The organism is Streptomyces sp. NPDC058470 (genome assembly GCF_042721055.1).
In the GTDB taxonomy this organism is placed as follows: Bacteria; Actinomycetota; Actinomycetes; order Streptomycetales; family Streptomycetaceae; genus Streptomyces.
Genome location: NZ_JBHXMF010000003.1, coordinates 120,659 through 133,609, shown reverse-complemented (window position 1 = coordinate 133,609; position 12,951 = coordinate 120,659). Strand labels below are relative to the sequence as shown.

General features: G+C 70.9%; 10 protein-coding genes and 1 pseudogene. 3 read left to right on the top strand and 8 right to left on the bottom strand.

Going from position 1 to position 12,951, the window contains the following annotated elements:
* Positions 1 to 43: 43 nt before the first annotated feature.
* Complete coding sequence (locus ACFWP7_RS03175) at positions 44 to 1,693, bottom strand: protein phosphatase 2C domain-containing protein (protein ID WP_384375134.1); 1,650 nt, start codon at positions 1,691 to 1,693, stop codon at positions 44 to 46.
* 509 nt (positions 1,694 to 2,202) lie between these two features.
* On the opposite strand from ACFWP7_RS03175, the gene ACFWP7_RS03170 reads away from it, so the two are divergent.
* Both ACFWP7_RS03170 and ACFWP7_RS03165 read left to right on the top strand, forming a co-directional pair.
* A complete protein-coding gene (locus ACFWP7_RS03170) occupies positions 2,203 to 3,183 on the top strand; it encodes a winged helix-turn-helix transcriptional regulator (RefSeq protein ID WP_384375131.1) in 981 nt (326 codons plus the stop codon).
* A gap of 36 nt (positions 3,184 to 3,219) precedes the next feature.
* On the top strand, positions 3,220 to 3,702 hold the full coding sequence (locus ACFWP7_RS03165; RefSeq protein WP_384375128.1) for a DUF456 domain-containing protein: 483 nt from the start codon (positions 3,220 to 3,222) through the stop codon (positions 3,700 to 3,702).
* A gap of 30 nt (positions 3,703 to 3,732) precedes the next feature.
* Here the strand turns inward: ACFWP7_RS03165 and ACFWP7_RS03160 are convergent, their stop codons facing one another.
* A complete protein-coding gene (locus ACFWP7_RS03160; RefSeq protein ID WP_384375125.1) occupies positions 3,733 to 4,980 on the bottom strand; it encodes an SGNH/GDSL hydrolase family protein in 1,248 nt (415 codons plus the stop codon).
* Between the two features lie 151 nt (positions 4,981 to 5,131).
* Here ACFWP7_RS03160 and ACFWP7_RS03155 point away from each other — a divergent pair, with 151 nt between their 5' ends.
* Positions 5,132 to 5,500: a PPOX class F420-dependent oxidoreductase gene (locus ACFWP7_RS03155; protein ID WP_384375122.1), complete on the top strand. Its 369-nt coding sequence runs from the start codon at positions 5,132 to 5,134 to the stop codon at positions 5,498 to 5,500.
* A 349-nt stretch (positions 5,501 to 5,849) separates the two neighbouring features.
* Here ACFWP7_RS03155 and rsgA read toward each other — a convergent pair whose 3' ends face one another.
* The 6 genes and pseudogenes from rsgA to rutA all read right to left on the bottom strand — a co-directional run bounded on the left by rsgA (position 5,850) and on the right by rutA (position 12,619).
* Positions 5,850 to 6,941, bottom strand: a complete 1,092-nt coding sequence (gene rsgA / locus ACFWP7_RS03150) for a ribosome small subunit-dependent GTPase A (RefSeq protein WP_384375119.1) — start codon at positions 6,939 to 6,941, stop codon at positions 5,850 to 5,852.
* Between the two features lie 480 nt (positions 6,942 to 7,421).
* A complete protein-coding gene (locus tag ACFWP7_RS03145; RefSeq protein WP_384375116.1) occupies positions 7,422 to 8,357 on the bottom strand; it encodes a sigma-70 family RNA polymerase sigma factor in 936 nt (311 codons plus the stop codon).
* A 10-nt stretch (positions 8,358 to 8,367) separates the two neighbouring features.
* Positions 8,368 to 8,805, bottom strand: a pseudogene (locus tag ACFWP7_RS03140) (oxidoreductase); the annotation flags it as partial.
* A 542-nt stretch (positions 8,806 to 9,347) separates the two neighbouring features.
* The gene (locus ACFWP7_RS03135) at positions 9,348 to 9,989 is read right to left on the bottom strand and encodes an isochorismatase family protein (RefSeq protein ID WP_384375113.1); all 642 of its coding nucleotides are present in this window, start codon (positions 9,987 to 9,989) and stop codon (positions 9,348 to 9,350) included.
* Complete coding sequence (locus ACFWP7_RS03130; RefSeq protein ID WP_384375423.1) at positions 9,986 to 11,527, bottom strand: MFS transporter; 1,542 nt, start codon at positions 11,525 to 11,527, stop codon at positions 9,986 to 9,988. The genes ACFWP7_RS03135 and ACFWP7_RS03130 overlap by 4 nt, the downstream gene beginning before the upstream one ends.
* A gap of 18 nt (positions 11,528 to 11,545) precedes the next feature.
* Positions 11,546 to 12,619 (bottom strand): pyrimidine utilization protein A, encoded by a 1,074-nt coding sequence (gene rutA / locus ACFWP7_RS03125; RefSeq protein ID WP_384375110.1) that lies wholly within the window; start codon positions 12,617 to 12,619, stop codon positions 11,546 to 11,548.
* Positions 12,620 to 12,951: the final 332 nt, after the last annotated feature.

Sequence of the window (12,951 nt, the reverse complement as noted above, 5' to 3'; positions counted from 1 at the left end):
TCCGGAGATCCCTCTGGGTTCCATGAATCCACAAGCCCAACCGTTACGCCTCCCAAACGGCCGCGGCTGTTCGATCATCGGCGTATCCCTTGACCCGCACCTGGGTGTCCGCGAGGAACGCGGCCAGACCCGGCGGTTCCGCCGCCGACCATCGCGCCGTCAGATGCTCCGCGAGCTCCGGTTCGCCCCGCAGGGGCTCCGCGAGGCCGCCGGTGCACAGCAGGAGCGTGTCACCCGGGCGGGCGACGGAGGCACGGAAGCGGAACGGAGCGCGGGGCGGCTCGGCGATCGCCTCGTACGGGCTCGGAGGTGTCGTGATCCCCAGGTCCATGGTGAGCCGGTCGCCCTCCGGGGTCTCGTGGGGCAGCGACCCGAAGCCGACCACGGCCTCGCCGGTGGTGTCGGCGACCCGCGGCTCGATGTCCTGCCACTCGCCGTCCCGCAACCGGAACAGGCCGCCCGCCCCGATGCCGAAGAAGACGCGCGTACGGCATTCGGGGTCGGCGGGCAGCAGCAGGCACCGCAGGCTCGCGGTGTACTCCTCGGGTTCGATGCCTTGCTCGGCCGCGCTGGCCCGCAGTTTGCCGAGGCTGCGGTCGGTGAGCCGGTGCAGCCCCGACTTCAGGTCGCCGCGGCGGGCGGCCCTGATGTCCTCGGCCAGCCGTGCGTGACTGCGCCCGACGGCCCGCCCGATCCACCGGCAGGCCTCGGCCGCCGCCAGGTGCGCGCCGGGCGTGGCGCGGGCCCCGGTCGCCATCGCGACCAGCACGAGCGCCTGCTCCCCCGTACCGAACCGGGCGGTGAGCAGCGAGTCCCGGCGTGGCTCGCCCCGGTAGCGCGCGGAGTCCCCGCGTACGGAGACGGCCCGCAGCGTGCTGGTTCCGTACCGCGCCCCGTCCAGCACCGTGTCGGCGACCAGGTCGTCGAGTTCGTCGGGGTCGGCGGGCGGGAGGGAGGTGGGCTCGGCGTCGTAGGTGGGCGGGCCCGAGCCGACGTAGTCGACGGCGGGGGGCTGCTGGAGGACGGAGAGGGTGGGTTCGCGGTCCCGGAGCGTGTCCATGACGGCATCCCGGAGGGCGGGGAGCGGCGGGGCGTCCTCGGGCGCGGGGGCGTTCGGGCCCGGAGCGCTCGGGGTCGGGGCTTCCGAGACCGGGGCTTGGGACACAGGAGCTTCGGATACGGGGGCTTCCGATACGGGAGCGTTCGAGTCGAGTACGTCCGCCGCGGGTGACTCCGTGGACGTGCGGCTCGGGGGCTCCTGCGGGTGGAATCCCGGCGGGGTCGGCCCCGGCGGGAAGATGGCGGGAACGGACGGGTCGACGGCCGGCTCGGTGGGCGGAGCGGCAGCCGGACCCGGGGGCGGACCGGCGGGCGGAGCCTGCCAGGAACCGGGATCGGGGCTCCGTCTGAGGCCGGGGCTCGGTTGGGGGGCGTCGCCGCGGTCCCAGCGGCCGGGGCGCTGCTCGGGCACGGCGGGGGGCCGCTCCGGCTGAGGCGGGACGTCGAGCTCGGGCGTCCGCCCCGGTCGCGGAGCGGCCGCGGGCTCAAGACCCACCGTCCCCGCGGCCGACGCGAACCGGTCGTCGAGGGAATCGGCCACGGCCGCTGGCCCCGTGTCCTCGGTGGAGTCGTCGTACAACTGCCCCCACCAGTCGTCCTCATGACCGGTGGGCTTCTCCCCCTGCTGGCTCATGCCCCTAATTGTCCACCGCGGGAGCCGGATGAAAACGGGGCATCCGGAAAAACCGGCCAAGGGACTGGCCATCGAACGGCGTGTCGGATGAACCGTCGAACGGCGATACGAGGGAAACCGGCACGCGCGAGCCCGGAAAGATACCGCCGGGCGGTCCCACCCCCCACGGGAGAACCGCCCGGCGGCGCCGGAGTGACCAGGGCCGGCGCACGCGCACGCCGTAGGCCCGGGTCACGGTCTGGTTGACTGAATTGTCGCACTGTTGGTCCGTTCGACCCAGTGTGACTTGCTTTCCTGAAGCTCCGCTGTGATTCACGGCCGTGCTCGACCCACCCATGACGCCCCCGAACAGGGTATTACGGGCGGCGCTTGTCACTGCGGTGGCGTGAGCTTGTCAGAGAGGCAGGGGGTGCGGCGATGATGTGCGGAGGCGGGTTTGCGCCATGGCTGTTTTCCGCCATCGACGCCACCGACCTGCTGAAACGATTCCTGGGGAGGGACGTCGCCGCATGCTGGGAGCGATAGGCCTGGACGAGACGCACGAGACGGCGTACCGGGCGCTGGTGTCCGTGGGCGCCGCCGACCTGCCCGATCTCGCGCGGCGGCTCACGCTCGGCGAGTACGACACGGAGCGCGCCCTGCGCCGCCTTGAACGGCACGGACTCGCCGCGCAGTCCTCGGCGCGCCCGGGCCGCTGGGTCGCCGCCCCGCCCGGTGTGGCCCTTGGCGCGCTGCTCACCCAGCAGCGGCACGAGCTGGAGAAGGCGGAGCTGGCGGCCGCGCTGCTCGCCGAGGAGTACCGCGGGCAGGTCGCCGAACCCGCCGTGTACGACCTGGTCGAGGTGGTGATCGGCGCCGCGGCGGTTTCGCAGCGCTTCCTGCAGCTCCAGCTCGGCGCGGCCGAGGAGGTGTGCGCGCTGGTCACCGGCAACCCGGTCGTCGTCTCCGGAAGGGAGAACGACGCGGAGGAGCAGGCCGCGGGCCGGGGGGTCCGCTACCGCGTGGTCGTCGAGCGGGCGGTCCTCGGCCTGCCCGACGGGATCACCGAGCTGTCCGCGGCGCTCGGCCGGGACGAGCGGGTGCGGGTGGTGGACAGGGTGCCGAGCAAGCTGGTGATCGCCGACCGGACGCTCGCGATGGTGCCGCTCACCTCGCGTACCGCAGAGCCCGCCGCGCTGGTCGTCCACGAGAGTGGACTGCTTGGGCTGCTCTCCGAGCTGTTCGAGTCGGTGTGGCGCGACGCGCTGCCACTGCGGCTCGGCGGTGCGGGCGTCGCGGAGCAGGAGGCGGACGGCCCGGACGGGACCGATCTGGAAATCCTGTCCCTGTTGCTGGCCGGGCTGACCGACGCGAGCGTCGCCAAGCAGCTCGATCTGGGACTGCGGACCGTGCAGCGCCGGGTGAAGCGGCTGATGGAGCTGACGGGCGTGACGACCCGGCTCCAGCTGGGCTGGCACGCCTACGAGAAGCGCTGGGTGGCACGGGACTGACCTGCGGTTTCCCGTCGGCTCAGGCAGGCTGTGCAGATGGGAGCGTGGGAACTCCTGCTGGTCGGCGTGGTGATACTGCTCGGCCTGGCGGGAGTACTGGTGCCCGGCGTACCGGGGTCGTGGCTCGTATGGGCCGCGGTCCTGTGGTGGGCACTGGACGACACCCGGGCGCTCGCCTGGGTCGTGCTCGTGGGCGCGACCGGGGTCCTGCTGCTGTCCCAGGCGGTCCGGTGGATGCTGCCGCCCCGAAGGCTGCGGCAGAGCGGGGCAACCCCTCGAATGGCGGTATACGCCGGGGCCGGGGCGCTGCTCGGTTTCTTTCTGGTGCCGGTGGCGGGCGCGATACCCGGCTTCCTCTGCGGGATCTATCTCTGCGAGCGGCTGCGTCTGGGCGGACACGGGCGGGCAATGGCGTCGGTGCGGACGGGAATGCGGGCCGGCGGGTGGAGTGTGCTGACGGAGCTGTTCACGTGCTTGCTGATCATGGGGGCGTGGCTGGGGGCGGTGGTCTGGGGCTGAGCCCTACGGCTTTCGTCCCGGCTCTTCTGATCAAGGAGTCCAGGCTGTCAGCGTGGCCAGGTCGATCGAGTCGGCCATCGCCTTCATGCCCGCGTCGTTGAAGTGGAGGTGGTCGCCGGGGTCGTACGCGGGGAGGATGCGGCTCGGCAGGGCCGGGTCGCGGACCACGGCGTCGAAGTCGACGACCGCGTCGAAGAGACCGCGGGTGCGGATCACGGTGTTGACCTTCTGGCGCACGGCCTCGCGGGCCGGCGTGTGGGCGCTGTGCCCGCCGTACGGCGTGAGGGTCGCCCCGATGACACGGATTCCTCGGGCGTGCGCGCGGCTCACCAGGCGCCGGTACGCGTCCTCGATGGCGGGGTCCTTCTGCTCCGGGGAGCCCTTGATGTCGTTGATGCCCTCCATCACGATCACCACGCGTACGCCGGTACGGGAGAGGGCGTCGGCGTCGAAGCGGGCCAGCGCGCTGGGCCCGTTGCCTTCGAGCAGGAGGCGGTTTCCGGAGATCCCCGCGTTGAGGACGCCGAGCCGGCGGTTCGCCGGAAGGGCCTTCAGACGGTCGGCGAGCCGGTCGGGCCAGCGGTGGTTGGCGCTGAACCCGGATCCGGTTCCGTCGGTGATGGAGTCGCCGAGCGCGACCACGCTGCCGGTGGCGGAGGTGCCGAGTACGTCGACGCCGGTCACGTAGTACCAGTTGCCGATGTCGACCGTGTACGCGGTGCCGCTCTCCTCGGTGGTCGAATTGCCTTCGGGTGCCACGAAGTTGGCCTGGATGGCGGAGCGGTGGTAGGTCGCCGGGCCCGAGTCGGCGGGGGTGTGCACCGAGACCAGGAGGTTGGCGTCGGCGGGGATCGGGATGTACACGGGGTCGGTCACCAGGTCCGTGCCCGCCGGGATCGTCACTTTCCCGGCGCCCCCGAAGGTGGCGGTGCGCATCGAACCCGCGACGGCCTTCGGGCTTCCTGGCGCGCCCGGTTCTTGCAAGGCGACGGTGACCGCGCCGAGTTGGAGCGGCTGTGTGCCGAGCCGGTTGGAGATCCGGATACGGGCCGCGCTGCCACCGACGCTGGTGTGCACGACGTTGCGCACCGTGGCGCCGGGCAGCGCGGGGACGGTGCCGGAGGGGGCGCCCTCCCAGGTTCCGGTCCACGTGGGGGTGGGGGCGAGGGCGAACGGGCCGGGGGCCGGCCCCGCGTCGGCTCGCGCGGACGGTGGGGCGAGAACGAGGGTCGTCACCAGGACCGTGAGGACATGCCGGACCTTGATCGCGCGGGTCATGCGCCCAAGGGTTCCCGAACGGTCGGTCCCGCCAACGCACTCCGGCCCCATTGCACGCCATTGGGCGCACGTCCGTACACCCGTCCTACGACCACGGCCCTACGCCCAGGATCCGATGCGCTGCCGCACGCCGGAGTGTTTGGCTGCTGCCATGACCGAATTCAGCGAGGCCGAGCGCGAGTACCTCAAGTCGCAGCGGCTGGGGCGGCTGGCCACCGTCGACGCCCACGGGCAGCCGCAGGCGAACCCCGTCGGCTACTTCCCGCAGGACGACGGGACGATCCTGATCGGCGGCTACTCGATGGGGTCCACCAAGAAGTGGCGCAACCTGCAGAAGAACCCGAAGGCCGCCCTCGTCGTCGACGACATCGTCAGCCTCCAACCGTGGAAGGTCAGAGGCCTCGACATCCGAGGAGAGGCCGAACTCCTCACCGGGCCGCACGACTTGGGACCGCACTTCAGTGAGGAGCTGATCCGTTTGCATCCGCGGCGGATTCATAGTTGGGGGCTGGAGGACTGAGGCGGGGGTGGGGCGGAGGGTTTTTTCGCCCCCTCCGCCCCTACCCGTCACTTGCCCCTGGGGGGCTGCCGCCCCCAGACCCCCACATCGGCCTGAACGGCTTCGTCCTCAAACGCCGGACGGGCTGAAAGCGCCGCCCCATCGGCCGGGGCTGACGAGTGCCGGCCCCACGGGTGGGCGGGGACCGGGACGGCACCACCTGGTCCTCAGACGCCGGACCGGCTGAAAGACCTCCCCCGGCCGGAGCTGAAGACTGCCGCCCCCACGGGTGGGCGGGGACCGGGACGGCACGCGCTCGTTCTCGAATGCCCGGCGGGCTGAAAGAACTCCGGCGTCGGTCGGTGCGCGTCTACCGGCGGCCCCTCTTCGCCTCCATCGCCGCGCGGCCCTCCGCGCCCTTTCGCTTCCAGTCCTTGCGGATCTCCGCCCGGAGCCTGGCGTCCGTCTTTGCGACGATGCGCTGGTTCTCGCGGAGGAGTTTGCGGTAGCTGTCGAGACGGCGTTCGGGGAGAGTGCCGGAGTCGACCGCGGCGAGGACGGCGCAGCCGGGTTCGGCTGTGTGGGCGCAGTCGTGGAAGCGGCAGTGGGTGGCGAGTTGTTCGATCTCGGCGAAGACCTGGCCGACGCCGGTCTCAGCGTCCCAGAGGCCCACGCCGCGCAGGCCGGGTGTATCGATGAGGACGCCGCCGCCGGGGAGGGCGAGGAGGTTGCGGGTCGTCGTGGTGTGACGGCCCTTGCCGTCGACATCACGCGTGGCCTGTACCTCCATGACGTCCTCGCCGAGCAGGGCGTTGGCGAGGGTCGACTTGCCCGCGCCGGACTGTCCGAGGAGCACGGTCGTACCGCCGGAGAGCACGGCCTCCAGTACGTCGAGGCCCTCCCCGGTGTTTGCGCTCACCGGCAGCACCGGCACGCCCGGCGCCGTCGTGCCGGTGTCCTCCACGAGGTGCCCGAGCGTCGCCGGGTCCGGCACGAGGTCGGCCTTGGTGAGGACGACCACCGGTTGCGCGCCGGACTCCCAGGCCAGGGCCAGGAAGCGTTCGACGCGACCGAGGTCGAGTTCAACGGCCAGGGACACCGCCACGACCGCGTAGTCGACGTTGGCCGCGAGGATCTGCCCCTCGGAGCGCTTGGAGGAGGTGGAGCGTACGAAGGCCGTACGGCGTGGCAGATACGTCCGTACGTAACGCGGGTTGCCGGTGGGTTCGACGGCGACCCAGTCGCCGGTGCACACCACGCGCAGCGGATCGTTCGGCGTCACGAACGAGGTGTCCGCGCGCATGACCCCGTCGGCGGTGACCACGTCACACTGCCCGCGGTCGACCCGGATCACCCGCCCGGCCAACAGCCCCTGGGCATCGTACGGAGCGAACTCGTCCGCCCACGCGTCGTCCCAGCCGTAGGGCGTCAGAGGGTGGAGAGGGAGAGAAAAGGAAGACAAGGGAGACCCTTCACAAGGGCGGCCCCGGCACGCGCGCTCGGGCGCGAAGAAAGGAGGAAGAGGTCAGCCGGCGGCCACAGAGGTGGACTTGATGAACTTCCGGATGCGGGCAGCGCCCATCTCAACGACAGCCATCGGTCACACCTCCCGGACAAACCAAAGTCACCCACGGCACCTCGGGGGTAGCCGTTCGAACACCACCAACCGTAGAAGGTGCACGGGCCCTACGCCACCAAATTACGGCGCGGCCATGGCGCAGGAGCGGTCATGCATGCGTCACTTTCGGAGGACGTGACCCCAACTGCCACCTTGCGGGCAGCCACCACCTCGTCAGCTCACTCCCAGTGGGAGAGGTCCGGGTCGGTCTTCTGCCTTCTGCCTTCTGCCTTCTGCCTTCTGCCTACCGTCGGTTGAGGGAATGTGTGACGCCGCGGTGCCGTCCTCGCTCCGGCTCAGGTCGCTGGATTCCGGTGGCTCTGGTCACCAGGCGTTGATGACCGGCGCGGCGGGTTCATGCTGCTGCCAGGCCTCGTTGAGGCGCGTGAGCCGGTCCGCGGCGGCGATGCCGAGCAGGGACGCGACCTTGCCGTCGCTGACTTCGAACGCCACGGCGCCCACGACCCGGTCGTCGACCACGGCGAGGACCGCCGGGGAGCCGTTGACCAGCGCGATATGGATCTCGGGCGAGCCGCCGGCGAGCCGCCGCTTGGCCGGCGTGGGCCTGAAGCCGGCCCGCACATAGGAGGCGACCTGCTCGCGCGTCTCGTACCGCAGCCGCCTGGCCAGTCCGGCGCCGTCCGAGATCGCCGTGACGTCGTCGGTGAGCAGCGCCACCAGCCGTTCGGTGCGCCCCGACATCGCGGCGGCGAGGAACTCCGCGACGACCCGGCGCGCGGACGCGGGGTCGGCCTCGCCGCCGCGGCGGCGCTTGGAGGCGACCCGGATCCGGGCCCGGTGGACATGTTGCTGGCTGGCGGACTCGGTGATATCGAGGATCCCGGCGATCTCGGCGTGGCTGTACGTGAAGGCCTCGCGCAGGACGTAGACGGCCCGCTCGACCGGCGAGAGGCGCTCCAAGAGGGTCAGTACGGCCAAGGACACCGATTCGCGCTGCTCGAAGGTGTCGGCCGGGCCGAGCATCGGGTCGCCCTCGAGGAGCGGCTCGGGCAACCAGGCACCGGCCGCTCGCTCGTGGCGCGCCTGCGCCGAGCGGAGCCGGTCGAGGCAGACACGGGTGACGACCTTGGTCAGCCACGCTTCCGGCACCTCGACCCGTTCGCGGTCTGCGGCCTGCCAGCGCAGGAACGTGTCCTGCACGGCGTCCTCCGCGTCGGCGGCCGAGCCGAGCAGACGGTACGCGATTGAGGCCAGCCGCCCCCGGCCGGCCTCGAACCGATCGATTCCTGCGCTGTCCATGCGGAGCAGCCTATGCGGCGGCCCTCACTCCGGCCGGGTCGGGCGCGGTGGCCAGGCGGCGCTTGCGCTTCGGCATTCCGAAGGTCGGGTGGGCGATGCTCCACCCGGCCCCCTTGAGCACGCCCGACTTGAGCAGTGCGGCGGTCCGGCCGCCCAGGTACCAGGACTTCGACCGGACATCCCCGTCCACCATCTGGAAGATCGCGTCCCGCCGCCCGAGGCTGATGTGGTTGCCGTAGTACTTCAGCCCGGTGGCCGGGACCTCGCTGCCCGTCAGGCGCGCGATGATCGCGGCGGTCGCCTGCATGTTGGTGAAGCCGGCCGATGCGCAGGACATCGGCAGCGGTCGGCCGTTCTCGCCGATCGCGTAGGCGCAGTCACCGGCGGCGTAGACGTCCGGGTGCGAGACCGAGCGCATGGTGCGGTCGACGACGATCTGGCGCTCGGCGAGATCCACGCGGAGCGCGGCGACGAGCCGATCCGGGTGGCCGTCGTCTACGGAGCCGGCCACGTCCCGGCGATCGTTTCTGGGCTGTGGGATCGCTACGGGTACCGGCCACGTGAAGCGGAGTGGCTCACCGTCCTTGTCCCGGCGTAGATCGCCGGACGGACCCGGTTCCGCGCGGCCCGGCAGACAGTGGCGTTACGGCTGCCCGGTTCCCTCGGACGCTGATCTCGGAGTCGTCGGCTTGGTGGGCAGTCAGGCCGGTGACCGCGTAGACGCCTTCGAGGGCGACCTTGCTGGTGGTCGCGATCCGGCGGCGGCGGACGATCCGCAGGGTTGCCCGACGTGACGGAACGGCAGCCCTGGCACGGTGGCGACCTTCATGCGGCGGATGTCGTCCCGGCCATGGGCACCGGCGCGGGGCTTGTCCCGCAGCGGGATGTCCTTGACCAACGGGCCCTCCACGAGCGCATCGCCCGGGTCCCGAACCGCGACAGCCCCTCGGCGTCGTACGGAGAGGTGCGCGAGCCCGCGGCGCCGTCGGCCTACGGCGTCTGCGGCCCCCGCCCCGCGAGGTATTCCGGAACGCGCGCCATCGGCCAGACCTCGCCGATCTTGTGCCTGATGTCGAAGAGGTTCGCCGCGTGGACGTCCGGATCCCGGTCGCCCACGGCCTCCTCGACCACGACCGGGATGAATCCGTGCTGCATGGCGTCGAGCGCGGTGGCGCGGACGCAGCCGCTCGTCGACAGGCCACCGATCAGGAGAGTGTCGATGCCGCTCGACGTCAAGTAGGCGGCCAGTGCGGTGCCGAAGAAGGCGCTCGGGTACTGCTTCGTCACCGTCAGTTCGGTCGCTCTCGGGGCCAGTCCGTCGATGAAGTCGCCGTACGGGCTGCCCTCGGCGAACACCCGCAGTGTGGGGACCTTGCGGAAGAAGAGGCCGCCGTCACTGCCGTCCGGCCGCAGCCGCATCCGGGTGATGACCACCGGAATCCCGGCCCGGCGTGCGTCGGCCAGCAGGACCCTCATCGCCTCGACCGCCGGTTCGACTCCGGCGTAGAGCGGACAGTCCGGGTCGACGTAGGCGCGGGCCGGGTCCACCAGGAGCAGAGCCGGGGAGGTGCCGGGGGTGAGCCGGCCGCCGAACCCGGCGCGTTCGTAGTCCTCCTGCTGGGAACCGGTCATGGCATCGCCCTTCGTGTGGTGGCGGGGTGCGGGTCGGCGTTCGCGGTGAGATCGGCTGCACCGGCGGCATCGGCGCTACGAGGCGTCCACAGCGACGTGGGAAACGCCAGGCAGATCACCGCCCCCGTCACGGCGATGCCGGTGAGGACGAGCCCGGTAACACGGATGTTGGCGACGAACTGGCTCAGCTCGCCCGACGCGAGCACGTTCAGCGTCCCCTCGTACGCGGCCTGCCTGGCCGGTTCGCTCAGTCCGGTCGTGGTGAACGCGAGCGCGAGCGCCGTACTGAGCAGATAGCCCACGTTCTGCGTGGTCGAGCGCAGGCCGTTGGCCATCCCGCGCCGGTCCGCCGGGACGCTGAGCATCAGCGCACTGGTACTGGGCGTCATGAACAGCCCGGTGCCGGCCCCGATGAGGAAGAGGAACGGTGCCACCGACCGGAACGGCACAGCCGTCGTCGACAAGGTCAGTGAGAAGCCCAGCAGCCCGCAGGCCGTCGTCGTCAGGCCGGCGGTCGCCAGCGCTCGTGGCGTGAAGCGGCCGAGCAGCGGTCCGGCGACCGCCGAGGTGATCAGCGTGCCGACCGCGACCGGTGTCACGAGCACCCCCGCCTTCAGGGCAGTGACTCCGCCGGCCGCCTGCTCGTGCAGCGACGCCAGCAGCACGACGGCGTACGTGCTGACCGCATGGGCGAGCACCGCGGCGAACACCAGGGAGATCGCGCGGGTACGCAGCAACGCCACGTCGACCAGGGGGTGCGAGCGCCGCTTCTGGACGACGACGAACACCGCGAACAGCGCGACTGCCGCACCGCCGCAGACCCACGGCATCCATCCGGCGACGGTGGCCGTGGCGCTCGGGGTCAGTGCAAGGACCAGAGCGGTCAGCATCGCCATGGACAGCAGCGCACCCGACAGGTCGAACGGTTCACGGACCCGGCAGGACCGCCGGGCACCAATGGCATCGCTCGGCGGAACGACCAGCGCCGACGCGACGATCGCGATCAGTCCGATCGGCACGCAGACGACGAACAGCCCTCGCCAGCCCAGCAGTTCGGTCGCGGCACCGCCGACGACCGGCCCGGCGACCTGGGCCACCGAGGCCACCGTCACGTTCCAGCCGAGTGCCCTGCCCAGGGTCCGCGCGGGAAAGACGTCGGTCAGCAGGGCGGTGTTGTTGGTGATCACGGCAGCGGCGCCGACCGCCTGCACGACCCGTGCCGCGATCAGGAACTCCGCCGACGGGGACACCGCCGCGAGCCCGGTCGCCGCGGTGAAGACGAGGAGCCCGGCCAGATACAGCCTGCGGCGGCCGACGATGTCGGCGATCCGGCCGAAGACGAGGATCAGCGCGGTGGTCACCAGCATGTAGCCGAGCAGGATCCAGTCGGCCTGCCCGGGGCCCGCCCCCAACTCCCGGGCGATCGTGGGCAGTGCGACGGTGAGACCGCTCATGTTGAGGAACACGGCGACCACGCCCACCGCCGTGGCGGCGAACACCCGCCACGGGCCGCGGACGGCGCGCTCCTCCTCGGACATCAGGACCACACGCCCGGCCTACCGGGCAAGCGAGCGCGACTTCATCAGCGGCTGGACGCGTGTACCGAAGTTCTCGAGGCCTTCGAGGAAGTCGTCGAAGACGAGCATGACCCCTTTGGTGCCCTCGACCTCGGCGACCTCGTCGAGCAGCTTCGCGACGGTCTCGTACGAGCCGACCAGTGTGCCCATGTTGAAGTTCACCGCGCCTTCGGGAAGCGAGATGGTCCGGGCGGTCGAGGAGTCGTCGGCGGTCGTGTCCGTGGCCGACTCCCCCGCCATGTACGCCAGCGCCGCGAGGTCCGCGTTGTCGTGGTAGTCCCGCCACTTCGCCTGGGCGGCCTCGTCGGTCTCGTCGGCGATGACCATGAAGAGCGAGAGAGCGCCGACGTCACGGCCGGTCTTCTTCGCCGCGTCCACGAGGGTGGCCGTGCTGTCCGACAGCGCGAGCGGGGTGTTGACGCCGCTGCCCAGGATGAAGCTGTAGTCGGCGTGCTCGGCGGCGAACTCCATGCCGGTGCCGCTCTGGCCCGCGGCGACGATGCCGATGTGCCCGTTCGCCGGACGCGGGGACAGCACGCAGTCGTCCATCTCGTAGAACTCGCCCTTGAAGTTGCTGACGCCCTCGCTCCACAACTCCTTCATCACGGTGACGTATTCGACCGCGCGGGCGTAGCGGTTGCCGAAGTGCTCGTCCCCGGGCCACAGGCCCATCTGGGAGTACTCGCCGGGCGCCCAGCCGGTGACGATGTTGATGCCGAAGCGGCCGGGGGCGATCGAGTCGACGGTCACGGCCATGCGCGCGACGATCGCGGGCGGCAGTACGAGGATCGGCGTGGAGGCGTACAGCTTGATCCGGTCGGTCACCGCGGCCAGGCCCGCCATCAGCGTGAAGGACTCCAGGTTGTGGTCCCAGAACTCGGTCTCGCCGCCGAACCCCTTGAGCTTGATCATCGACAGCGCGAAGTCGAGTCCGTGTTCCTCGGCCTTCTGCACGATGGCTTTGTTCAGCTCGAAACTCGGCAGATATTGGGGCGAACTCTTCGATATGAGCCAGCCGTTGTTGCCGATGGGGATGAATACGCCGATGTCCATGCCGCTCCTCGTTGGCGGGGGGGGGTGAGCCTGACGGGGTGACAACGTGCGTGCGTGATCAGGGGGTTCCAGGATGACTGCGACCGTATTCACCGATCATTACTGCGCGTCTCTCGATCTGTGAACGGTGCACTACACGGCGGCCCGCGGTACCGCCGCGCCGGTAATTCTCCCGATTTCGACCCATGCCACTCAGCTGGTCACCAAAGGTGAAAGCGAACGATATCCCGCTCCAACTCGACCTGGAATCTCGCCTGTTGGGATCCATTTTCCGTAACCGAAGCGGAAGGTGAGAATCCTGAGAAGCGGTGCGTCACCTGAGGTGACAACAG